Annotated in this window: 18 protein-coding genes; 9 read left to right on the top strand and 9 right to left on the bottom strand. The window is 72.6% G+C overall.

Annotated features, from left to right (window positions below):
* Positions 1-8 precede the first annotated feature (8 nt).
* The gene (gene groES / locus ACWEJX_RS02230; protein WP_020132158.1) at positions 9-317 is read left to right on the top strand and encodes a co-chaperone GroES; all 309 of its coding nucleotides are present in this window, start codon (positions 9-11) and stop codon (positions 315-317) included.
* A 126-nt stretch (positions 318-443) separates the two neighbouring features.
* Positions 444-2,072: a chaperonin GroEL gene (gene groL, locus ACWEJX_RS02225; protein WP_451605667.1), complete on the top strand. Its 1,629-nt coding sequence runs from the start codon at positions 444-446 to the stop codon at positions 2,070-2,072.
* Positions 2,073-2,169: 97 nt separating this feature from the next.
* Here the strand turns inward: groL and ACWEJX_RS02220 are convergent, their stop codons facing one another.
* Complete coding sequence (locus ACWEJX_RS02220) at positions 2,170-2,868, bottom strand: ester cyclase (RefSeq protein ID WP_451605666.1); 699 nt, start codon at positions 2,866-2,868, stop codon at positions 2,170-2,172.
* An 85-nt stretch (positions 2,869-2,953) separates the two neighbouring features.
* Here ACWEJX_RS02220 and ACWEJX_RS02215 point away from each other — a divergent pair, with 85 nt between their 5' ends.
* Complete coding sequence (locus ACWEJX_RS02215; RefSeq protein ID WP_451605665.1) at positions 2,954-6,355, top strand: hypothetical protein; 3,402 nt, start codon at positions 2,954-2,956, stop codon at positions 6,353-6,355.
* On the opposite strand, the gene ACWEJX_RS02210 is transcribed toward ACWEJX_RS02215, so the two are convergent.
* From ACWEJX_RS02210 to ACWEJX_RS02190, 5 genes are all read right to left on the bottom strand, one after another.
* Entirely contained in the window at positions 6,332-7,399 is a 1,068-nt protein-coding gene (locus tag ACWEJX_RS02210) for a hydroxyacid dehydrogenase (RefSeq protein ID WP_451605664.1), read from the bottom strand. The two genes, ACWEJX_RS02215 and ACWEJX_RS02210, sit on opposite strands and share 24 nt — an antisense overlap.
* 17 nt (positions 7,400-7,416) lie before the next feature.
* Entirely contained in the window at positions 7,417-8,277 is an 861-nt protein-coding gene (locus ACWEJX_RS02205) for a carbohydrate ABC transporter permease (protein ID WP_451605663.1), read from the bottom strand.
* Positions 8,274-9,161, bottom strand: a complete 888-nt coding sequence (locus ACWEJX_RS02200; protein ID WP_451605662.1) for a carbohydrate ABC transporter permease — start codon at positions 9,159-9,161, stop codon at positions 8,274-8,276. The genes ACWEJX_RS02205 and ACWEJX_RS02200 overlap by 4 nt, the downstream gene beginning before the upstream one ends.
* 4 nt (positions 9,162-9,165) lie before the next feature.
* Positions 9,166-10,491: an ABC transporter substrate-binding protein gene (locus tag ACWEJX_RS02195; protein WP_451605661.1), complete on the bottom strand. Its 1,326-nt coding sequence runs from the start codon at positions 10,489-10,491 to the stop codon at positions 9,166-9,168.
* Between the two features lie 99 nt (positions 10,492-10,590).
* Positions 10,591-11,703 (bottom strand): substrate-binding domain-containing protein, encoded by a 1,113-nt coding sequence (locus ACWEJX_RS02190; protein ID WP_451605660.1) that lies wholly within the window; start codon positions 11,701-11,703, stop codon positions 10,591-10,593.
* A 174-nt stretch (positions 11,704-11,877) separates the two neighbouring features.
* On the opposite strand from ACWEJX_RS02190, the gene ACWEJX_RS02185 reads away from it, so the two are divergent.
* The gene (locus tag ACWEJX_RS02185) at positions 11,878-13,737 is read left to right on the top strand and encodes a DUF2264 domain-containing protein (RefSeq protein WP_451605659.1); all 1,860 of its coding nucleotides are present in this window, start codon (positions 11,878-11,880) and stop codon (positions 13,735-13,737) included.
* A gap of 46 nt (positions 13,738-13,783) precedes the next feature.
* Here ACWEJX_RS02185 and ACWEJX_RS02180 read toward each other — a convergent pair whose 3' ends face one another.
* Positions 13,784-14,557: an SDR family NAD(P)-dependent oxidoreductase gene (locus tag ACWEJX_RS02180; RefSeq protein WP_451605658.1), complete on the bottom strand. Its 774-nt coding sequence runs from the start codon at positions 14,555-14,557 to the stop codon at positions 13,784-13,786.
* 67 nt (positions 14,558-14,624) lie between these two features.
* On the bottom strand, positions 14,625-15,299 hold the full coding sequence (locus ACWEJX_RS02175; protein ID WP_451605778.1) for an MOSC domain-containing protein: 675 nt from the start codon (positions 15,297-15,299) through the stop codon (positions 14,625-14,627).
* Positions 15,300-15,386: 87 nt separating this feature from the next.
* On the opposite strand from ACWEJX_RS02175, the gene ACWEJX_RS02170 reads away from it, so the two are divergent.
* Complete coding sequence (locus ACWEJX_RS02170) at positions 15,387-16,322, top strand: LysR family transcriptional regulator (protein ID WP_451605657.1); 936 nt, start codon at positions 15,387-15,389, stop codon at positions 16,320-16,322.
* Positions 16,323-16,945: 623 nt separating this feature from the next.
* Here the strand turns inward: ACWEJX_RS02170 and ACWEJX_RS02165 are convergent.
* Positions 16,946-17,293, bottom strand: coding sequence for a WhiB family transcriptional regulator (locus tag ACWEJX_RS02165; RefSeq protein ID WP_403795581.1), 348 nt, complete (start codon positions 17,291-17,293; stop codon positions 16,946-16,948).
* Positions 17,294-17,732: 439 nt separating this feature from the next.
* On the opposite strand from ACWEJX_RS02165, the gene ACWEJX_RS02160 reads away from it, so the two are divergent.
* From ACWEJX_RS02160 to ACWEJX_RS02145, 4 genes are all read left to right on the top strand, one after another.
* The gene (locus ACWEJX_RS02160) at positions 17,733-18,344 is read left to right on the top strand and encodes a response regulator transcription factor (protein ID WP_003948568.1); all 612 of its coding nucleotides are present in this window, start codon (positions 17,733-17,735) and stop codon (positions 18,342-18,344) included.
* A 246-nt stretch (positions 18,345-18,590) separates the two neighbouring features.
* Positions 18,591-19,193 carry a sigma-70 family RNA polymerase sigma factor gene (locus tag ACWEJX_RS02155; protein WP_403795584.1) on the top strand — a complete coding sequence of 201 codons (603 nt, stop codon included), beginning with the start codon at positions 18,591-18,593 and terminating at the stop codon, positions 19,191-19,193.
* 151 nt (positions 19,194-19,344) lie between these two features.
* Positions 19,345-20,844, top strand: coding sequence for an IMP dehydrogenase (gene guaB / locus ACWEJX_RS02150; RefSeq protein WP_451605656.1), 1,500 nt, complete (start codon positions 19,345-19,347; stop codon positions 20,842-20,844).
* Positions 20,845-20,949: 105 nt separating this feature from the next.
* Complete coding sequence (locus ACWEJX_RS02145) at positions 20,950-22,074, top strand: GuaB3 family IMP dehydrogenase-related protein (protein WP_451605655.1); 1,125 nt, start codon at positions 20,950-20,952, stop codon at positions 22,072-22,074.
* The last annotated feature ends 88 nt before the right edge of the window (positions 22,075-22,162 follow it).

Genomic DNA, 22,162 nt, shown 5'->3' with positions numbered 1-22,162 from the left:
GTCGGATCGTGACGACCACCAGCTCCAAGGTTGCCATCAAGCCGCTCGAGGACCGCATCGTGGTCCAGCCGCTCGACGCCGAGCAGACCACCGCCTCTGGCCTGGTCATCCCGGACACCGCGAAGGAGAAGCCCCAGGAGGGCGCCGTCCTCGCCGTCGGTCCGGGCCGCTTCGAGAACGGCGAGCGCCTGCCGCTCGACGTGAAGGTCGGCGACGTCGTGCTCTACAGCAAGTACGGCGGCACCGAGGTGAAGTACAACGGCGAGGAGTACCTCGTCCTCTCGGCTCGCGACGTTCTCGCGATCATCGAGAAGTAAGTCACCGAGGACCATCCAAGGCACCTCGCAGATGCTTTGAGCTGCGCCCCCGACCCCCTGGATTCCCGCGGGCGTCGTGGGGCGCAGTTTCGTTACAACGATTTCCGAGAGGGCTGAACCGCTCCCATGGCGAAGATCCTGAAGTTCGACGAGGACGCCCGTCGCGCCCTTGAGCGCGGCGTCAACAAGCTTGCCGACACGGTGAAGGTGACGATCGGCCCCAAGGGTCGCAACGTCGTCATCGACAAGAAGTTCGGCGCCCCCACCATCACCAACGACGGTGTCACCATCGCCCGCGAGGTCGAGCTGGAGGACCCGTACGAGAACCTCGGCGCCCAGCTGGTGAAGGAGGTGGCGACCAAGACCAACGACATCGCGGGTGACGGCACCACCACCGCCACCGTGCTCGCCCAGGCCCTGGTCCGCGAGGGTCTGCGCAACGTCGCTGCCGGTGCCTCCCCGGCCGCCCTGAAGAAGGGCATCGACGCCGCCGTCAAGGCCGTCTCCGACGAGCTGCTCGCGACCGCGCGCCCGATCGACGACAAGGCCGACATCGCCGCCGTCGCCGCGCTCTCCGCGCAGGACCAGCAGGTCGGCGAGCTCATCGCCGAGGCCATGGACAAGGTCGGCAAGGACGGTGTCATCACCGTCGAGGAGTCCAACACCTTCGGCCTGGAGCTCGACTTCACCGAGGGCATGGCCTTCGACAAGGGCTACCTCTCCCCGTACATGGTGACCGACCAGGAGCGTATGGAGGCCGTCCTCGACGACCCGTACATCCTGATCAACCAGGGCAAGATCTCCTCCATCCAGGACCTCCTGCCGCTGCTCGAGAAGGTCATCCAGTCCGGTGGCTCCAAGCCGCTGCTGATCATCGCCGAGGACGTCGAGGGCGAGGCCCTCTCCACCCTCGTCGTCAACAAGATCCGCGGCACCTTCAACGCCGTCGCCGTCAAGGCGCCCGGCTTCGGTGACCGCCGCAAGGCGATGCTCCAGGACATGGCCGTCCTCACCGGCGCCACCGTCATCTCCGAGGAGGTCGGCCTCAAGCTCGACCAGGCCGGTCTGGACGTGCTGGGCACCGCCCGCCGCGTGACCGTCTCCAAGGACGACACCACCATCGTCGACGGCGCCGGCTCCTCCGAGGACGTCCTGGGCCGCGTCAACCAGATCAAGGCCGAGATCGACGCCACCGACTCCGACTGGGACCGCGAGAAGCTCCAGGAGCGCCTCGCGAAGCTGGCCGGCGGCGTGTGCGTGATCAAGGTCGGCGCCGCCACCGAGGTGGAGCTGAAGGAGAAGAAGCACCGTCTGGAGGACGCCATCTCCGCGACCCGCGCCGCGGTCGAGGAGGGCATCGTCTCCGGTGGTGGCTCCGCGCTCGTCCACGCCGTCAAGGTCCTCGAGGGCAACCTCGACAAGACCGGCGACGAGGCCACCGGTGTCGCGGTCGTCCGCCGCGCCGCCGTCGAGCCGCTGCGCTGGATCGCCGAGAACGCCGGCCTCGAGGGCTACGTCATCACCTCGAAGGTGGCGGAGCTGGAGAAGGGCAACGGCTTCAACGCCGCCACCGGCGAGTACGGCGACCTGGTCAAGGCCGGCGTCATCGACCCGGTCAAGGTGACGCGCTCCGCCCTGGAGAACGCCGCTTCCATCGCCTCCCTGCTGCTCACCACCGAGACCCTCGTGGTGGAGAAGAAGGAAGAGGAGCCGGCGGACGCGGGCCACGGCCACGGTCACGGCCACTCCCACTGAGGCCAGTAGCTCTCCGTAGCTCTCGATAGCCTGTAACAGGCCGAGGCCCGGTGCTCCCGTCGCGGGAGCACCGGGCCTCGGTGCGTTTCCGGAGCCTTCACGCCTCGACCGCGCCGAGCATCCCCATCAGCCCGAGCAGGTCGTACTGCCACCACCCCTCGACGATCTTCCCGTCCTCGCGGCAGCGGTAGACGGTCATCCCGGTCATGGCCACCGCCATGCCGGTGGGCTGGAGTCCCATGAAGTCCCCGGTGTGGGTCGCGTTCCAGGTCCAGCGCGTGCACACCCGGTCGCCCTCGGCGATCTGGTCGTGGATCTCGAAGTCGAAGTCGAAGCCCTGCCGCCACATCTCGGCCTCGCGCCGCAGCGCGTCCATGCCGATGGTGTCCTGCTCGTTGTGGGGGTCGTGGTCGTGGTACGACTCCGCGACCACCTCGTCGAGCGGCGGCAGCTCTCCCTCGGTCCCGAGCAGCTCGAAGAGGCGGCGGCAGTTGGCCTTGTAGAGCGCCTCGTCCCGGACGACGTCCAGGTCGGTGAAGGTGGGCATCTCGTCGCAGAGCGCGACCATCTCCTTGAAGATCCGGTCCGTCTCGGGGAGCTGCGAATTGCGCATGGCCACGTCGTACGAGGGGAATTCGACGATCTCCACCAGGTGGGAGGAGTCGGTGCGGTCCTTGCCGACGATGTTGTGGGTGGCGGTGCGCTTGCCCTTGGTCGTTTCGACCCACTGGTCCATCAGCCGGTTCAGGTCGTCCGCCCGGCTGGTCTTGAGATCGATGATCTGTACGAAGGTCATGGCGCCTCCCGGAGACGTCCGCGAGCCCGGTAGGACCCTTCCAGTCTAGGTCCGGGAGCACGGGATGCCCTGGCAGCATGGGGCCATGGAGCGGGGGGAGCGATCGGTCAGGATCGACAACGGGACGGGCGTCGTGGTGATCGGCGACGGCAACAGCGTCGTGACGGGCACGGCGACACGGGCCGCCCGCTCGGCGTACCGGGAACGGGTCCGCAGCATCGCCCCCGCCGATCTCGTCGGCAGGGAGCGCGAGTTGGCGGAACTGGCCGACTTCTGCCGGACCGGCGCGGGATACGCGTGGTGGCGTGCGGACGCCTGGGCCGGCAAGACGGCCCTGCTCTCGTGGTTCGCCCTGAACCCGCCTGCCGGTGTGCGGATCGTGCCCTTCTTCGTCACCGCCCGCTGGTCCGGCCAGAACGACGTGGTCGCGTTCGTGGACGTCGTCGTCGAACAGCTCGCCGAACTGGCCGGCGAACCGCTGCCCGCCCGGTTCCCCGACGCGACCCGGGAAAGCCATCTGCTCCACCTGTACCGGGTGGCCACCCGCGCCTGCGCCGCACGGGGCGAGCGGCTGGTCCTCCTCGTCGACGGCCTCGACGAGGACCGGGGCGTGACCACGGGCCCCGACTCGTATTCGATCGCGGCGCTGCTGCCGCCGGACGCGCACGCGGTCGTGTCCGGCCGCCTCAACCCGCCCCTGCCGCCCGACGTCCCGCCCGACCATCCGCTGCGGGACCCGGCCGTCGTACGGATCCTGGAACCGTCCCCGGTCGCCCGCGCCATCCAGGTCGACGCCGAACGCGAGCTGAAGCTCCTGCTGGCGGCGGGCGGCCTGCCGTACGACCTGCTCGTCCTGCTGACGGCCGCGGGCGGCGGCCTCACGGCGGACGACCTCGCGGAGCTGACGGGGGGAGAACCGTACGAGGTGCGGGACGTACTGCGTACGGGACCGGGGCGGACGTTCCTCCTGCGCGGCGACGCCTACCTCCTCGCCCACGAGGAACTGGCCGTCGACGCACGGAAGATGCTGCCCAAGGGCCGCCTCTCCCACTTCCGCGACGAGCTGCGGAGGTGGGCGGACGGATGGCGGAAGCGCGGCTGGCCCGCTGAGACGCCCGCCTACCTGCTGCACGGCTATGTGCCGATGCTGCGGGCGGCCGGCGACGTGGCCGGCATGGTGGACTGCGCCCTGGACGCCGTACGGCACGACCGGCTGCTCGCGGCGACGGGCGGGGACGCGGCGGCCTTCGCGGAGGTGTGGGCGGCGTCCGACGCGGTCCTGGCCAGGGGCGACCGGCCCGACCTGGTGACCACGTCGCTGCGGCTCGCGTGGCGCGCGGCGGCGCTCCGGAAACGCAACGGAGGGATACCGGCCGCTCTGCCGGCGGCGTGGGCGGCTCTCGGCGAGACGGACCGGGCCCTCGCCCTGGCCCGTGGCCTCGACGAGGACGCGGCCGTCGAGGCCCTGTCCGCGACGGCCCGGGTGCTCCACGACAAGGGGGAGCGGGCACGGGCCCGGGAGGTCATGGCGGAGACGTGGGGCCGCCAGGCCCTGAATCCGCTCGTCCTCCTCGCGTGGATCGAGACCTGGATCGCCGTCGGCGCCCCCGACCAGGCCGAGCGCGCGTGGCGGACCCTCTCCCCGGGACCGGTCCGGGACGCGGGCCTGCCCGGCCTGGTCGGCGCCTGGCACCGGGCCGGCGAGCCGGACCGCGCGGAGGCGCTCCGGAGCGAGCCGGTGGCCGACCGATGGCGGGCCGCCGCGCTCGCGGAGGCGTGCGCCGGCCTGGCGGAGAGCGGCCGGGCGGCCGAGGCGGCGGAGCTGGCCCGGCCCGAGGGGGAGATCCCGCGGTCCATCGGTCTGCTGAGCGCGGCGGTGGCCCTGCGCCGGGTCGGTGGCCGAGAGGAGGAGGCGGCCGCGCTGGTCGCCGAAGCCCTGAGCGAGCCGTGGTGGGCGCCGTCCGAGGGCGCTGCCGAGATGGTGCCGCAGCTGGTCGGGCTGCTTGTTGACGCCGGGGCCGTCGCATGGGCCGAGGCGCTGTCCGGCGGCCGCCACGGGCCGCCGGAGACGGCCGCGTTGCGGGTCGCGCTCGCCACCGCCCTCGCCAGGACCGGCCGGACCCACCATCCGTGGATGCTGGTGGCCGGCATCGAGACGGCGCCGGGCGACGGCGGCCGGGCGGACGTCGCCTGCGCCTGGGCGGAGTCCGGGCGGCTGGACGCCCTCGGACTGGTGCGCGCGTGGAACTGGCCGCCGTACTACCGGAAGCAGGTTCTCACCGCCTGGATCCGGGCCCTGGTGCGAGCGGGCCGGATCGACGAGGCCGAGGGGATCGTGGCGGCCCACGACCGGGAAGCGGCGCTCTGCGTGGCACTGGCGCACGCCCTGGCCGACGCGGGCGGCGGTCACCTCGCGCGCGCCGCGGAACTCCTCACGCGTGCGGAGGCGGTGAGCCGTGAGCGCGGATCGGACGCGGGAAGCGGGAGGGTCGACGCCGTCGTCGGGGCGCTGGCGGACGGGGGGTACGAGGCCGCCGCGGAGCGGCTTGCCTCGACCGTACCGGCCGCCGGACCGTGGGCGGGCGTCCTGCGGGCTCTGTCCGTCGGCCGGTTCGACCGGGCCTGGCGGCTCGTGACGGAGTCCGGCGAGTGGAGTCCCGGGTTCGCCCGCCTGGTGCTGCGGCGTTGCGTCCGCACGGGGCGCTTCACCGAGGCCGAGGAACTCCTGCGCGCGGAGAAGTACGGGGCCGGGCGCTTCCGGCTGATCCACCTCTATGTGCGGGAGCTGCTCGCGGCCGGCGAGATCGAGCGGGCGATGACGTCCCGCCCCCACACGGCGGAGGCGTGCGCCGACATCGCCCTGGCCCTGCACGCCGACGGGCGCCGCGAGGAGGCGGACCGGTGGCTGGACCGCGCGGCGGCGCGGACTCGCGACCTGCTCCGCCACGACTTCCGCCCGCTTCCCGGTGTCGTCCGTGCCCTGCGGGTGTGCGGACGGGAACGGGAGGCGGCCGGCCTGCTCGACGAGGCGGAGGACCTGTTCCACGGGACGGGGCGGCGGCCCGAGGACCGGGCGCGGCTCTCCGGCGTGGCGCTCGACGAACTCGTCGCCGGGCTCGTCGCCGGGGGACGGTACGACGAGGCACTGGACCTCGCCCGGCGCGCCTGGCGCCCGGGGGTGCGGGCCGGCCTCGTCGCGCAGTTCGCCCGGGCCGGTGCGTACGAGCGTGCCGAGGCCCTGCTGGCCGAGATGGCACCGCTGGGGCCCTCGTACCGCGTCCCGGCGTCCGTCGCCCTCGCCCTGGCGCACTCCGACGCCGGTCGTGCCCGCGAACTCGTCGCTCACGCCCTGCGCTTCGATCCCTGGACGTACTGCCTGCCCGCCGTCGTCGCCCGCGCCCCGGAGGCGGTGCCGGTGCTCGTCGCGTACGCGGAGGCGGAGGGCGACGCGGAGGGCGACCGGCTACGCGGAGTGCCGGAGGTCTGACGCCCGCACCTCCTCCGCGAACGGCTCGCCCCGCCCGTACCGCGCCACCTCGTCGAGCGCCTGGTCCGCCATCCGGTGCAGCTCGTTGCCGAGCGAGCCGGCCACGTGCGGGGTCAGCAGCACATTGGGCAGGTCCCACAACGGGGAGTCGGGGGCGGGGAGTTCGGGGTCGGTGACATCGAGGACCGCGTGCAGGCGGCCCGACCGGAGGTGCGGCAGCAGCGCGTCCTCGTCGACCAGGGAGCCGCGCGCGGTGTTGATCAGGGTCGCGCCGTCGGGCATCGCGGCGAGCTGTGCGGCGCCGATCATGCGGTACGTGGCGGGCAGTTGGGGCGCGTGGACGGAGACGACGCTGCTGCGGGCGCACAGCTCGTCGAGGCCGACGAGTTCGACGCCGGGCGGGGGAGCGGTGACGTAGGGGTCGTGGAGCAGGACGTCGAAGTCGAAGGGGCGCAGCAGGTCGAGGACCCGGCGGCCGATGCGGGAGGCGCCGACGATGCCGATGGTGCGGCGATAGTTGCCCCAGGCGGTGGACTCGGTCAGCCAGGCGCGGTCGGTGCGCAGTTCGGCGTATCGCTGCGCCGAGCGGAGGACTTGCTTCCCGGCGAGGAGGATCGCGGCGAGGGTGTACTCGGCGACCGGAAGCGCGTTGGCGGCGGCGGCAGAGGTGACCCGGATGCCGCGCTCCCAGCACGCGTCGGTGATGTGGTGCTTGACCGAGCCGGCGGCGTGGACGACGGCCTTGAGGCGCGGGGCGCGGGCGAGGACGTCGGGGGTGAGTGGGGTGGCGCCCCAGCAGGTGAGGAGGAGTTCGGCCTCGGCGAGGGCGGCGGCGACCTCGGGGGTGGGCGCGGTGAGGTCGTGGGCGACGAGCAGGGGATCGGTGCGGGTGAGGGCGGCGAGGCGGGTGCGGTGGGCGTCCGTGAGGAGGCGTCCCGCCACGCCCTCGCCCATCGCGAGCAGGAGGCTCGGGCGGCGGTCCGGGCGGTTGTTCGGGTGGTTGTTCGGGCGGGGGTTCGGGTGGTTGTCAGTGGTGGGGTGCATGCTGGGATTCGTGCTCCTCACTTGACGCTGCCGGCGGTCAGGCCCGCCTTCCAGTGGCGCTGGAGGGAGACGAAGGCGACGACGAGGGGGACGACGGCGAGCACAGATCCGGTGACGACGAGGGGGTAGTAGCCGGGTTCGGCGTGGGCGTTGCTGTTCCACGCGTAGAGGCCGAGGCTCAGCGGGAAGAGCTTCTGGTCCGAGAGCATCACCAGGGGGAGGAAGAAGTTGTTCCAGATCGCGGTGAACTGGAAGAGGAAGACGGTCACGAAGCCCGGCATGATCATGCGCAGCCCGATGGACCAGAAGGTGCGCAGCTCGCCGGCCCCGTCGATACGGGCGGCTTCGAGAGCCTCGTCGGGGATGTAGCCGGCGCTGAAGACCCGGGCGAGGTAGACCCCGAAGGGGTTGACGAGGGCGGGGACGAGGACGGCCCAGTACGTGTTGACGACGCCCGCCTTGCTGGCGAGCAGGTACATGGGCAGGGCGAGCGCGGTGGTCGGCACGAGCACGCCCAGCAGGACGACGCCGAACAGCTGCTCCTTGCCCCGGAAGTCGTACTTGTCGAAGGCGTATCCGGCGGCGACGCTCACCAGCGAGCAGCCGAGGGCGCCCAGGACCGCGTAGAGGAGGCTGTTGAGGTACCAGTGGAAGTAGATGCCGTCGTTGTAGGCGGCGAGCCGGCTCAGGTTGCCGCCGAGGTCGAAGCCCTCGAAGGAGAAGGCGTCTCCGGCGAGGAGTCCGCCGGCGTCCTTGGTGGCGGCGGTGAGCAGCCAGACGAGGGGGAAGAGCGTGTAGACGACGGCGAGGACGAGGGCGCCGTTGACGGCGGCCCTGGACAGCCAGACGCTCGGGGGGCGGTTGCGGGTGGTGCTCATGCGGCCTTCCCCTTCCGGCTGGTCAGCCTCGTCACGGCGAAGGACAGCAGCGCCGCCGTCAGCGCGAGCAGTACGGCCGCGGCGGCGGCCAGGCCGTAGTCGTTGCGGTCGAACGCGGCGGTGTACGCGTACATGTTGGGCGTCCAGGTGGAGGTGACGGCCGAGCCCGTGCCCTTGTTGAGGATCAGCGGCTCGGTGAACAGCTGGAGCGAGCCGATGACGGTGAACAGGGCGACCATCACGAGGGAGGGCCTGATCAGCGGGAGTTTGACGGCGAGGGCGGTCCGCCAGGCGCCGGCGCCGTCGACGGTGGCGGCCTCCAGGACGGAGCGGTCGATGGCCTGGAGCGCCGCGTAGAAGATCACCATGTTGTAGCCGAGCCATTCCCACAGCGCGATGTTGACGACGGAGGGGAGGGAACCCGAAGGGGAGAAGAAGTCGAAGCCGACGCCGCCGGCCTCCATGGCCTGGACGACCGGGCTGAGCTGGGGTGTGTAGAGGTAGACCCAGATCAGCGCGGCGATGATGCCGGGCACGGCGTGCGGCAGGAAGAGCGCCAGCTGGAAGAAGCGGCGGGCGCGGGCGAGCGCGGAGTCCAGCAGCAGAGCGAGGCCGAGGGCGCCGGCGAGCAGCAGCGGGATGTAGAGCAGGCAGTAGCCGAGCAGCACGCCGAAGCCCTCGCGGAAGGCCCGGTCACCCAGCGCCGCGGTGTAGTTGTCGAGTCCGCTGAAGACGGTCTCGGTGCCGCCGAAGCCGAGTCCCGACTGCTTCTCGGTGAAGAGGCTGAGCCAGCCGGCGTAGCCGATCGGCACCACCGTCACCGCGGTGAAGAGCAGGAAGAACGGGGTCAGCAGGGTCGCCGCCGCGCGGGTGCGGGCCTTCACGGGGTCAGCCCTCGACCTTCAGGCCGCGCTTGGTGAGTTCGGCGACGGTGGCGTCGTGGCCGGCCTTCACGGCGTCGGCGATGGTCGGGCCGCCCTTGGCGATCCGGCCGAACTGGTCCTTGATGGTGGTGTTGGTGGTGCCGGTGGTCGGCCCCCAGGCCCAGTTCTGCTGGATGGTCGCGCCGGACCGCTCGAAGAGGGCGTAGATGTCCTCGCCGCCGTAGTAGCTCGCGTCGAAGACGGACCTGGCGACCGGGCGCAGCGCGGTGGCGGCGGGGAAGGCGCTGGAGGTGCCGGAGGAGATGCGGGCCTTCACGCCGGCCTCGGTGGTGGACATCCACTCGGCGAACTCGACCGCGGCGGCCTTCTTCCCGCTGCCCTTGGTGACGGCGAAGGAGGTGCCGCCGAGCATGCCGCTGGCGGGGGTGCCCCAGTTCGGCATGGGCGCGACGGCCCACTTGCCGCTCTGCTCGGGCAGGGTGCCCTTGAGGACGCCCGCGCCCCACGAGGCGCCGAGGTAGCCGATGGTGGTGCCGTTCTTCAGGGAGCCGGTCCACTCGGGGCTGAAGGAGGCGTTCTTGTGGACGAGGTCGGCGTCGAGGAGGCCCTGCCAGAAGTTCGCGACCCTGGTGGTGGCCGGGTCGGTGGTGTCGATCTTCCAGGTGTCGTTCTCGGCCTTGAACCACTGGGCGCCGGCCTGCCAGGCCATGGCCTCGAAGGTGGTCGGGTCGTCCGGGAAGAAGGTGGCGATCCGGGCCTTGGCGTCGGCCTTCTTGACCTTCTCCGCCGCCGACTTGAACTCGTCCCAGGTCCTGGGCACCTCGACGCCGTACTTCGCGAAGAGGTCCTTGCGGTAGTAGAAGGCCTGCGGGGCGGCGTCGAAGGGCACGGCCCAGCTCTTGCCGCCCAGGGTGGTGAGCTCGACGGCCTGCGGCAGCAGCTTGGCCCGGTCCTGCTCGGTGAACTGGTCGCCGATGTCCTGCAGGGCGCCGGAGGAGACGAACTCGGGCAGCGAGGCGTACTCGATGGAGACCAGGTCGGGGGCGTTGCCGGCCTTCACCGCGTTGGAGATCTTGGCGTAGCCGCCGGCGGTGCCCGAGGGGATCTCCTCGAAGGTCACCCGGATGTCCTTGTGCGAGGCGTTGAAGGCGTCGACGACGTCCTTGGAGCCCTTGGCCCAGCCCCAGAACGTGATGGTCACGGGCCCGGACGAGTCCTTGGAGGTACCGGAGTCACCGTTTCCGCCGCAGGCCGTGAGGACGGCCAGGGCGGTGGCGGTGCCGGCTATGACGCGGGTGGTTCTGGTCCAACTGCTCCAACTGAGGCTCACGGCACGGCTCCTGACACGGCGGCGTGGACGGGTTGGCCGTGATCCTGGGACGGTTCATGAGCGAAGTCAAGAGCGAAAGATTGATTGATCGAAAAAAGATCAGACCATCTCCGCCCGGGGCGCCCCGCACGAGGCCCGCACCCGCAGTCGCGGCAGCAGGCTCAGATGCCGCCTCGCGGGCTCCTCGCCGGCGCCGTCCGCGGACGCCTCCCGGAGCCGCTCCACGAGCAGTTCCGTGGCGTGCCGGCCCACCTGTCGCTTGGGCGGCGCGACCGCCGTCAGCGGGGTGTCGGCGAGCGCGGCGACCTCGTCGTCGTACGCGATCAGGGCCAGGTCCTGCGGCACCCGCACCCCGAGCTCGGCGAGCCGCTGCACGATCTGGATCGCGTCCACGTCGTTGTGCACGAGCGCCGCGCTCGCCCGCCCTCCGGCCACCGCCGCGTGCAGCGCCCGCACCGCCCGCTCGAAGCCCTCCGGATCGGTCTCGGCCGGTACGGAGTCGATCACCGCGTGCGGCGCCTGCAGGCCCAGGGCGGCGAGCGCCTCGGCGTACCCGGCGCGTACCGCGAGCGCCGTCGGGCTGTCCCCGCGCGCCACCAGGAGCGGGGTCCCGTGGCCGAGCCCGAGCAGGTGGCGCACGGCGAGCAGCACCCCGTGCGCGTGGTCGGACGACACCCGGTCGAGGCCGTCGAGCGGGCTGCCCGGATCGGCCCGGCGCTCCACGAGCACGGCCGGCACCGGCAGTTCGGCGAGCCAGTCCCCGTACGCGAGCCGGTCCTCGGGGCCGCGCCAGCCGGGCGCCACCAGCACGCCCTCCGCGCCCGCCGCCAGCAGCCCCTCGGTGCGGGCCCGGTCCTCCTCGGGCCGGTAGTCGGAGATCCGCAGGATCAGCCGGGCGCCGGCCCGGGCGGCGGCCTCGTGGGCGCCCCGGATGACCTCGGCGAAGTAGTACGTGGCGGACGGCGCGAGCAGGCCGAGCACCAGGCCGCCGGCGCCGGTCCCGGAACCCGCCGGCCCCGGGGCGCCCCGCGGCCAGGACACCTGGCCGTGCACCCGGTCGAGCAGCCCCCGCTCGGCCAGCGCCTCGACGTCCCGGCGGGCGGTCACGGGGGAGACGCCGAGCAGTCCGGCCAGGTCGGAGACGCGGGCCGTGCCGCGCTCGCGCACCAGGGCCAGCAGTCGGTCGTGTCGTTCGGCAGCACTCTCGCGCACGGTGCGGTTCCCCCTTGCGGTGGTGGGTGTCACCCGACCTTAGACCAGGCCGGGATGGAATGATCGAACGGAAGGAGTTTCGATCATTCGCTCCCTCGCCTCTTGACGCTCGATCGAAGCGTCCTCAGGATGCCGGGCGACGCCCGACGTCCCCAGCGAGTTCCAGGGAGCATCATGCCCACGCCGCCCGAGAACCGTGAGCCCGAGAACCCGGAGCGCGAGAACCCGGAGCGCGAGAACCCGGAGCCCGAGAACCGGGAGCTCAGCCCGTACACCGGCTGGACCCGCGCCCACTGGGAGGACGCCGCCGACCGCCTCCTGCTCGCCGTCCGCCCCCACGCCTCACCCGGCGGCGGCCTGATCGACCTCCCCGGCCCCCGCCCCAGCTGGTCCGGCGCCCGCTCCGACGGCCTGGAGGGCTACGCCCGCACCTTCCTCCTCGCCGCACTCCTCGGCAGGGACACCCACCTCGACCGCTACGCCGTCGGACTCGCCGCCGGCACCGAGGAACCCGGCGGCGAAGGACCCGACGCCTGGCCGCTCATGGCCGACACCCGCCAGGCCGTCGTCGAGTCCGCCTCCGTCGCCCTCGCCCTGCGCCTCACCCGCGCCCGCCTCTGGGACCGGCTCGACGACCACGTGCGCCAACGGGCCGTCGACTGGCTGCTCCCCGCCCTCGGCCCGTCCCCCGTCGACAACAACTGGTGGCTCTTCGGCCTCACCGTCGCCGGCTTCCTCCAGGAGGCCGGCATCGAGACCGACCGGGCCGCCGCCACCATCAGCCGCTCCCTCGACCGGATCGAGCGGTGGTACCTCGGCGACGGCTGGTACAGCGACGGCGACAACCGCGCCTTCGACCACTACAACGCCTGGGCCCTGCACTTCTATCCCGTCCTCCACGCCCACCTCGCCGGCGACCGCGGGCTGCTCGACCGCTACGGCCCCCGCCTCCGCGCCCACCTCGACGACCACGTCCACCTCTTCGACGCCAACGGCGCCCCCGTCCCGTACGGGCGGTCCCTGACCTACCGCTTCGCCGCCGCCGCGGCCCCCTGGCTCGGCGCCCTCACCGGACACACCCCGCTCACCCCCGGCGCCACCCGCCGGCTCGCCTCCGGCGCCCTGCGCCACTTCCTCGACCGGGGCGCCACCGACGAACACGGCCTGCTCACCCTCGGCTGGCACGGCCCCTACGAGCCCGTCCTCCAGGCCTACTCGGGGCCCGGCTCCCCCTACTGGGCGTCCAAGGGCTTCCTCGGCCTGCTGCTCCCCGCCGACCACCCCGTCTGGACCGCCACCGAGGAGCCGCTGCCCGCCGAACGCGCCGACACCGTGCGGCCCTTCGGCCCCACCGGCCTGCTCGTCCAGACCACCGCGGCCGACGGACTCGTCCGCCTCCACAACCACGGCAGCAACCACGTCGGGGCCACCGAGTGGGGAGCCGACGACGAGCCCGGCTACGCCCGCCACGCCTACTCCACCCGTACGGGCCCCACCACCGCCCCCGACCCCGCCGACAACCACTTCGCGCTGCTACGCCCCGACGGCACCGCCACCACCCGCGGCCCCGCCGTCCCGCTCGGCACCGGCTCCGACCGCGCCGTCTCCGCGCACCGCCCGCTGCCCGGCGTCCGGGTCGTCTCCGCCGTCCTCGTCCGCGGCCGCGCCGAGGTCCGCGCCCACCTCGTCCTCGGCGCCCCGGAAGGGACCCTAGTACGGCAGACCGGCTGGCCCGTGCCCGACGACGGCCCGACCTCGCAGCTCCACCCGGTCCACGGCTACGGCCCCGACCTCACCGAACTCCCCACCGGCGCCACCCTCCAGGGCCCGGCCCCGACCCGTACCCCCGCCCTGCACGGCACCGTCACCGGCCCCGCCGCCCTCTTCGTCTCCCTCGCCTCGCTCACCGCGGAACCCGACCCGGCCCCCGTGGCCGACCTCGCGGACGTCCAGGTCACCGGCCCCCACACGCTCACCGTGACCTGGCGGAACGGCACCACCGCACGGCTCGCCCTCGACGTCTTCGACCGCTGAGGCGGATGCGCAGGAGGGGACATCGTGGACCGGCCGTACATACGGCCTACTGCGGCCCGTACTTGCGGCCCGCCTTCGACGACACCCCGCCGAGCAGCGCGCGCGGTGCCAGCTTCACCACGCCCATCAGCGCCTTGTAGCGGGGATCGGGAATGGACAGCGTCTTGCCCCGGGCCAGGTCGGTGAGTGCCGCGGCCACCAGCTTGTCCGCGTCCAGCCACATCCAGCCCGGGATGTTGTCCGTCCCCATCCCGGCCCGCTCGTGGAACTCCGTGCGTACGAAGCCGGGGCACAGCGCCATCAGCCGCACCCCGCTGCCCGCGAGGTCCCGCGCCGCGCCCTGGGTGAACTGCACGACCCACGCCTTGGACGCGCCGTACGTGCCGCGCGGCACGAACGCGGCCACCGAGGCGACGTTCACCACGCCGCCCCGGCCGCGCGTGCGCATCGCCCCGGCCGCCGCCGAGGTCAGCCGCAGCACCGCCTCGCAGTGCACCTTCAGCATGGTCAGCTCGTCGGCCATGGACACTTCGAGGAAGCGGCCCTTGTTGCCGAACCCGGCGTTGTTGACGAGCAGATCGACCGGGCGCCTGGTGTCGGAGAGCCGCGCCTCCACGGCCGTGATGCCCTCCTCCGTGGCGAGGTCCGCGGTGAGCACCTCGGCCTCGATCCCGTGCCGGTCGTGCAGCTCGGTGGCCTGCTCGCGCAGCCGCTTCACGTCCCGGGCCACGAGGACCACGTCATGCCCGTCCGCGGCGAGCCGCCGCGCGAAGGCGGCGCCGATGCCCGCGGTCGCGCCCGTAATCAGTGCAGTCGTCATACGCGGCACGTTAGCCCGCGGTGTGTGAAGGCCGTGTGCGGGAATCCACCGCCCTGGGCCGCTCTCGTTATCGCTCCGCGTACTTGTCGGTGTACCGCTGGACCAGCCCGAGCAGCCCCGACTCCATCCACTCGGCCGCCGGCAGCATGTCCGCGAGCAGCGTGCGGTCGAGGGTGGCCGCGTGGTGCAGCCGGGCGACGGTGATGTCGTGGTCGGGGCGGTGGACGACCTCGATGCGGTCGCCCGCCCTGACCTCGCCCGGAACGATCACGCGGCAGAACGCGCCGGGGCCGGCCGCCGACTCGTTGAAGCGCTTGACCCAGCCGGCCTCCTCCAGGAAGCCGGCGAAGGTGCGGCACGGTATGCGGCCGCCGGTCACCTCCAGGACGACGTCCTGGCCGATCCGCCAGCGCTCGCCGATCAGGGCGTTGTCGACGTCGAGGCCGCGGGTGGTGAGGTTCTCGCCGAACGTGCCGGGGACGAGGGCGCGGCCCAGTTCGCGCTCCCAGTGGTCCAGGTCCTCGCGGGCGAAGGCGTACACGGCCCGGTCGTTCCCGCCGTGGAAGCGCAGGTCGCAGACGTCGTCCCCGGCGACCCCGCTCGCGGCCGTCCCGGCCGGGCCGGGCGCCTCGACCCGCACGGGGCCGGCGACCGGCCGCTTGTCGATGCCCGTCATGCCCGAGGGGGCGTTGGTGTACTCCACGGCCTTGGCCCGGCCCGCGTTCACGCTCAGCAGCTCCATGGACTCCATGGCGGCACCCTAATTCGCCGTCTCAAAGTTGACCAGCGAAATTCGCCTGCGGCTCCAAGAATCGCTTATGCTCGACCTGTGATCGAGGCCCGCCACCTCCGTGTCCTGCGCGCCGTCGCGGCCACCGGCTCCTTCTCCGCCGCCGCGCGCGAACTCGGCTGCACCCAGCCCGCGGTGAGCCAGCAGATGAAGGCGCTCGAAGCCTCCGCCGGCACCCCGCTGCTCGTCCGCACCGGCCGCGAGATGCGGCTCACGCAGGCCGGCGAGGCGCTGGTGCGGCACGCCTCCGGCATCCTCGCCGGGCTCACCGCCGCCGAGGAGGAGGTCGCCGCCATCGCGGGCCTGCGCGCCGGCCGGGTCCGGCTGGTCTCGTTCCCCAGCGGCAGCTCCACCCTCGTCCCGACCGCCCTCGCCGCCCTGCGTGCCGCCCACCCCGGCACCCGGGTCTCCCTGGTGGAAGCCGAGCCGCCGCGCTCGGTGGAGATGCTGCGCGAGGGCGACTGCGACGTGGCGCTCGCCTTCCGTTACGGGACCGGGCCGGACGCCGCGGGCCGCGACGCCTGGGACGACCTGGTCGTCCGCCCGCTGCTCGCCGACCGGCTCGTCGGCCTCGTCCCCGAGGACCACCGGCTCGCCGGCGCCGGCTCCGTCGCGATCGGCGAACTCGCCGAGGACCCCTGGATCGCGGGCTGCCCGCGCTGCCGCCGCCAGTTGGTCGACGTCTGCGAGGCGGCCGGCTTCACGCCCCGCATCGACTTCGCCACCGACGACTACCCGGCCGTGATGGGCCTGGTGGGCGCGGGCCTGGGCGTGGCCGTCCTGCCGGCGCTCGCCATCGAGTCCGTACGGCCCCGGGGCGCGGTCACCGTGACCGTCGAACCGGCCGTCGAGCGCGAGATCGTCGCCCTCACCCTGCCCGACCTGGCCCAGGTCCCGGCCGTCGCCGCCACCCTCGACGAACTCGCCCGCGCGGCAACCCGCGCGGCCGGCCGGCCGCGCGCGGCGGGCGCGTAGCAACTGCCTCCGGGACCCTGCCGGCCTCGCGGACCCGACCGCCCACGGCCCGGTCCACGGCACCGTTCCCGGGGCGGTTCCGGCGGCCGTTCGGCGGATCGGCCCTGGCCCGGCCGGGGCAGCGGGAGGCGCGACGCGGGCGGCGAGGCCCGCCCGCGGGGGCCGCGCAGGCGATCCGCGCGGCGTCCCAGGGCGTCGCGGCGCCCGCTCGGGTCCCGGCGTCCGCCGCCGTTCGGGTGACGTGCGGGCAGGGCCGTACGGGTGGACCGCGGCCCGGCGTACGGGTGACGTCACCCACTCGCGCGGCCGAGCGTGCGGGGGTCTACGGGCGTGCGCCCCAGGGCCGTTCGGGTGAGGCGGTGCGGGCCGTCCGAGTGAGCGCCCCGGGCCCGTACGGGTGACGGCCCCGCCGCCGTACGGGGGACGACGGCCGGTGCGGGCCGGGACCGCACGGGTGACCGGGTCCGGCCGAACGGGCCGAACGGGGCCGACGCCCGTCCGATCGGTCCGCGCCGCGCGCCCCCGGGCCGCGCGCGGTGCGGCGCCCGGTGTGCCGGCCCGTCAGATCACGTACGGGCAAGCCCGGATGACTCCCGGACGAGTCCGGGTGATGAAACGTTCCTTCAGGTCGTGGCGGCCGCCCTCGCCGTCGTCGCCGGGCCGGGCGGCCCGGCCGTCGTGGTGACCAGGCGGTTGCGCGCCCGGCCCATGAGTTCCTCGCGTTCGTCCTCGGTGAGGCCGCCCCAGACGCCGTAGGGCTCCCGTACTGCGAGCGCGTGTGCCGCGCACTCCGCGCGCACCGGGCACCGCATGCAGACCTCTTTCGCCGAGTTCTCACGCGCACTCCGTGCCGCGCCGCGCTCTCCCTCGGGGTGGAAGAACAGGGAGCTGTCCACCCCGCGGCAGGCCGCGAGGAGTTGCCAGTCCCACAGATCGGCGTTGGGTCCGGGAAGGCGGGAGAAATCTGCCATTGCGCTTGTCCCCTTGAAACCGTGTCGAGCGGATACGGATTGAGTGGGCGGGTGGATGGCTGATCGACGGGGCCCTTCGCCCCTCGTGGGTCTCGGATACCTACGTCTACTGTCTAAGTAGATGTAAATATGACTCATTGCGAATCTAGCCACAGACACCGCAAAAAGGGAAGAAAACCCGCTAAATGGGGCATAGCTTCGGGTGAAGGACGGATGACCTGCGACGCTCTCCTCCGCGTACGGTCCCTCACGCAGAGTGCCGAAGGCCGCCGTCCGACCCGTAACTCTTTCGGGTGACCATCGTTGAGAGTGCGAGGCGGTTGAAGGAACAAGCGCTCGGGCAGGTGTCCGAGGGCGTCAACCGCACAGGTGACCCGACGTACCAGCCCTGGAGGCTCAAGGTGACGCGCATCAGCTGCGAGAGCCGCGGAGGTCAGTCATGACATCCGTCCTCGTCTGCGACGACTCCCCGCTTGCCCGAGAGGCGCTCCGCCGCGCGGTCGCGACCGTGCCCGGCGTCGAGCGCGTGACCACCGCGGCCAACGGCGAGGAAGTCCTCCGCCGCTGGGGCGCGGACCGCTCGGACCTCATCCTGATGGACGTGCGCATGCCCGGTCTGGGCGGCGTGGAGACCGTCCGCCGGCTGCTCTCCGCGGACCCCGGCGCCCGCATCATCATGCTCACCGTCGCCGAGGACCTGGACGGCGTCGCGCTCGCCGTCGCCGCCGGTGCCCGTGGCTATCTGCACAAGGACGCCTCGCGCGCCGAGCTGCGGGCCACCGTCACCCAGGCCCTCGCCGACCCGACCTGGCGGCTCGCCCCGCGCCGGCTGCGCTCGGCCGAGATGGGCGCCGCACCCACCCTCACCGCCCGCGAGATCCAGGTCCTGGAGGGCATGAGTCACGGCCGGTCCAACGCGGAGATCGGCCGCGAGCTCTTCCTCTCCGAGGACACCGTCAAGACGCACGCCCGGCGTCTGTTCAAGAAGCTGGGCGCCTCGGACCGGGCGCACGCCGTCGCGCTCGGCTTCCGCTGGGGCCTGGTCCGCTGACCTGCGGCCGTCGGCCGCATCCCCGTCCGCCGCGGGGCGGACGGGGTGGGCTTGTGTCACTTCCCCGCGGAATGCCGCATCCTTGAAGACGTGGAGTTCCTCGGGGACGAGACGAGCGAGCCGGCGGAAGACAAGCGGAAGGGGAGGGCGCAGGATATGAGTCCCGGCGCACCTGCTCATAACGCTTCGGTGCACAACTACGGACACGGTGCCGCGAACGAAGCGGCGCCGGGGCACCATGGAGCGATGCGCGACGACGAGACCGTGGGGTCACCCGTGCCCGCCGGGCAGGGGGAGATCGGTGCACTCGTACACCGTGCCGTGGACGGCGACGCGCAGGCCACGCACGACCTTCTGGCGCGCGTGCACCCGCTCGCCCTGCGCTACTGCCGCACCCGGCTGAACCGGCTGCCCGGTGACGCCCGCCACTTCGTGGAGGACCTCGCCCAGGAGGTCTGTGTCGCCGTCCTGATGGCGCTGCCGCGCTACAAGGACACCGGCAGGCCCTTCGAGGCGTTCGTCTTCGCCATCGCCGGACACAAGGTCGCCGACCTCCAGCGGGCCGCCATGCGGCACCCCGGATCGACGGCGGTGCCCTCCGACGAGATGCCCGAGCGGCCCGACGACTCGCTGGGGCCCGAGGAGCGGGCGCTGCTCAGCGACGACGCCGAATGGGCCAAGAAGCTGCTCGCCAACCTCCCGGAGAACCAGCGCGAGCTGCTCGTGCTCCGGGTGGCCGTCGGGCTGACCGCCGAGGAGACCGGGCAGATGCTCGGCATGTCGCCGGGCGCGGTCCGGGTGGCGCAGCACCGCGCGCTGAGCCGGCTGCGCGCGCTGGCCGAGCAGTAGTCCGGCGAGTAAGCCTCGTGAGGGGCAGGTGTCCCTCACGTACACGTAGGAATGTCCAAAGATCCTCGCTGATCTTGCTCGTGGAATGAGACACGGCCGCAGCCCGTTAGCATGGACATCCGCACCGATCAAGGCCATTGGGGAAGGTGTCATGACCAACGTCGACGGAGTGCCCGAAAAATTCGCGACACTCGGGCTGACCTACGACGATGTGCTGCTGCTGCCCGGAGCCTCGGACATGGCTCCCGACCAGATCGACACCTCCTCGTACATCTCGAAGAACGTGCGGGTGAACATCCCGCTGCTCTCCGCCGCGATGGACAAGGTCACCGAGTCCCGGATGGCCATCGCCATGGCCCGTCAGGGCGGCGTCGGTGTCCTGCACCGCAACCTCTCCATCGCCGACCAGGCCAACCAGGTCGACCTGGTGAAGCGCTCCGAGTCCGGCATGGTGACCGACCCGATCACCGTGCACCCGGACGCCACGCTCGCCGAGGCCGACGCGATCTGCGCCAAGTTCCGCATCAGCGGCGTCCCGGTCACCGACCCGGCGGGCAAGCTCCTCGGCATCGTCACCAACCGTGACATGGCCTTCGAGTCCGACCGCAGCCGCCAGGTGCGCGAGGTCATGACCCCGATGCCGCTGGTCACCGGCCACGTCGGCATCTCCGGCGTGGACGCCATGGAGCTGCTGCGCCGCCACAAGATCGAGAAGCTTCCGCTCGTCGACGAGGCCGGGCTGCTCAAGGGCCTCATCACGGTCAAGGACTTCGTCAAGGCCGAGAAGTACCCGAACGCGGCCAAGGACAAGGAAGGCCGGCTGCTCGTCGGCGCGGCCGTCGGTGTCGCCGGTGACGCGTACGAGCGCGCCCAGGCCCTGATCGAGGCGGGCGTCGACTTCATCGTCGTCGACACCGCCCACGGGCACTCCCGCCTGGTCGGCGACATGGTCGCCAAGATCAAGTCGAACTCCTCGGTCGACGTCATCGGCGGAAACGTCGCCACCCGCGACGGTGCCCAGGCGCTGATCGACGCCGGTGTCGACGGCATCAAGGTCGGTGTCGGCCCGGGCTCCATCTGCACCACCCGCGTGGTCGCCGGCATCGGCGTCCCGCAGGTCACCGCGATCTACGAGGCCTCCCTCGCCGCCAAGGCGGCCGGCGTCCCGGTCATCGGCGACGGCGGTCTGCAGTACTCCGGCGACATCGCGAAGGCCCTGGTCGCCGGCGCCGACACGGTGATGCTCGGCTCGCTGCTCGCGGGCTGCGAGGAGTCCCCGGGCGAGCTGCTCTTCATCAACGGCAAGCAGTTCAAGTCGTACCGCGGCATGGGCTCGCTGGGCGCCATGCAGTCCCGCGGCGAGCAGCGCTCCTTCTCCAAGGACCGCTACTTCCAGGAGGGCGTCGCCTCCGACGAGAAGCTCGTGCCCGAGGGCATCGAGGGCCAGGTGCCCTACCGCGGCCCGCTCTCGGCCGTCGTCCACCAGCTGGTGGGCGGCCTGCGCCAGTCGATGTTCTACGTCGGCGGGCGCACGGTGCCGGAGCTCCAGGACCGCGGCCGCTTCGTCCGGATCACCTCGGCGGGCCTCAAGGAGAGCCACCCGCACGACATCCAGATGACGGTCGAGGCGCCGAACTACAGCAGGAAGTAACAGCGCGCGACGGAAGGGGCGGTTCCGGCATGTGGCCGGAGCCGCCCCTTCGGCGTGGGTCGGGGATACTGGTAGGCGCAGACACAGAGGGAAAGGCCACACATCGTGACTGAGATCGAGATCGGGCGCGGCAAGCGCGGCCGCAGGGCGTACGCGTTCGACGACATCGCCGTCGTACCGAGCCGGCGCACCCGGGACCCGAAGGAGGTCTCGATCGCCTGGCAGATCGACGCCTACCGCTTCGAGCTGCCCTTCCTGGCCGCCCCCATGGACTCGGTCGTCTCGCCGCAGACCGCCATCCGCATCGGCGAGCTCGGCGGCCTCGGCGTGCTGAACCTCGAGGGTCTGTGGACCCGCTACGAGGACCCGCAGCCGCTCCTCGACGAGATCGCCGAGCTGGACGAGGCCACGGCGACCCGGCGTCTGCAGGAGATCTACGCCGCTCCGATCAAGGAAGAGCTGATCGGGCAGCGCATCAAGGAGGTGCGCGACTCGGGTGTGGTCACCGCCGCCGCGCTCTCCCCGCAGCGCACCGCGCAGTTCTCGAAGGCCGTCGTCGACGCCGGCGTGGACATCTTCGTCATCCGCGGCACGACCGTCTCCGCCGAGCACGTCTCCGGCGCCGCCGAGCCGCTGAACCTGAAGCAGTTCATCTACGAGCTCGACGTCCCCGTGATCGTCGGCGGCTGCGCCACCTACACGGCCGCCCTGCACCTGATGCGCACCGGCGCCGCGGGCGTCCTGGTCGGCTTCGGCGGCGGCGCCGCGCACACCACCCGCAACGTGCTGGGCATCCAGGTCCCGATGGCCACCGCCGTCGCCGACGTGGCCGCCGCCCGCCGCGACTACATGGACGAGTCCGGCGGCCGCTACGTGCACGTCATCGCCGACGGCGGCGTGGGCTGGTCCGGCGACCTCCCGAAGGCCATCGCCTGCGGCGCCGACGCCGTCATGATGGGCTCCCCGCTGGCCCGCGCCACCGACGCGCCCGGCAAGGGCCACCACTGGGGCATGGAGGCCGTCCACGAGGACGTCCCGCGCGGCAAGCTGGTCGACCTGGGCATCGTCGGCACCACCGAGGAGATCCTCACCGGCCCGTCGCACATCCCGGACGGCTCCATGAACTTCTTCGGCGCCCTGCGCCGCGCGATGGCCACCACCGGCTACAGCGAGCTCAAGGAGTTCCAGCGCGTCGAGGTGACCGTGGCGGACGCGCAGCACAAGCGCTGACGCCCCCGGCGTACGAAGAAGGGCCCCGCACCGGGTGGTGCGGGGCCCTTCGCCGTACCCCTTCGCCGTACGCGCTCGTGGGGGCGCC

It is taken from the genome of Streptomyces sp. NPDC004788 (assembly GCF_053601115.1).
This window is presented reverse-complemented; position numbering and strand designations above follow the sequence as displayed.

Coding starts and splice junctions, on each gene's coding strand:
- groL (WP_451605667.1), top strand. CDS start 444: ATGGCGAAGATCCTGAAGTTCGACGAGGACGCCCGTCGCGCCCTTGAG.
- ACWEJX_RS02220 (WP_451605666.1), bottom strand. CDS start 2,868: ATGACCTTCGTACAGATCATCGATCTCAAGACCAGCCGGGCGGACGAC.
- ACWEJX_RS02215 (WP_451605665.1), top strand. CDS start 2,954: ATGGAGCGGGGGGAGCGATCGGTCAGGATCGACAACGGGACGGGCGTC.
- ACWEJX_RS02210 (WP_451605664.1), bottom strand. CDS start 7,399: ATGCACCCCACCACTGACAACCACCCGAACCCCCGCCCGAACAACCAC.
- ACWEJX_RS02205 (WP_451605663.1), bottom strand. CDS start 8,277: ATGAGCACCACCCGCAACCGCCCCCCGAGCGTCTGGCTGTCCAGGGCC.
- ACWEJX_RS02185 (WP_451605659.1), top strand. CDS start 11,878: ATGCCCACGCCGCCCGAGAACCGTGAGCCCGAGAACCCGGAGCGCGAG.
- ACWEJX_RS02180 (WP_451605658.1), bottom strand. CDS start 14,557: ATGACGACTGCACTGATTACGGGCGCGACCGCGGGCATCGGCGCCGCC.
- ACWEJX_RS02175 (WP_451605778.1), bottom strand. CDS start 15,299: ATGGAGCTGCTGAGCGTGAACGCGGGCCGGGCCAAGGCCGTGGAGTAC.
- ACWEJX_RS02165 (WP_403795581.1), bottom strand. CDS start 17,293: ATGGCAGATTTCTCCCGCCTTCCCGGACCCAACGCCGATCTGTGGGAC.
- ACWEJX_RS02160 (WP_003948568.1), top strand. CDS start 17,733: ATGACATCCGTCCTCGTCTGCGACGACTCCCCGCTTGCCCGAGAGGCG.
- ACWEJX_RS02155 (WP_403795584.1), top strand. CDS start 18,591: ATGCGCGACGACGAGACCGTGGGGTCACCCGTGCCCGCCGGGCAGGGG.
- guaB (WP_451605656.1), top strand. CDS start 19,345: ATGACCAACGTCGACGGAGTGCCCGAAAAATTCGCGACACTCGGGCTG.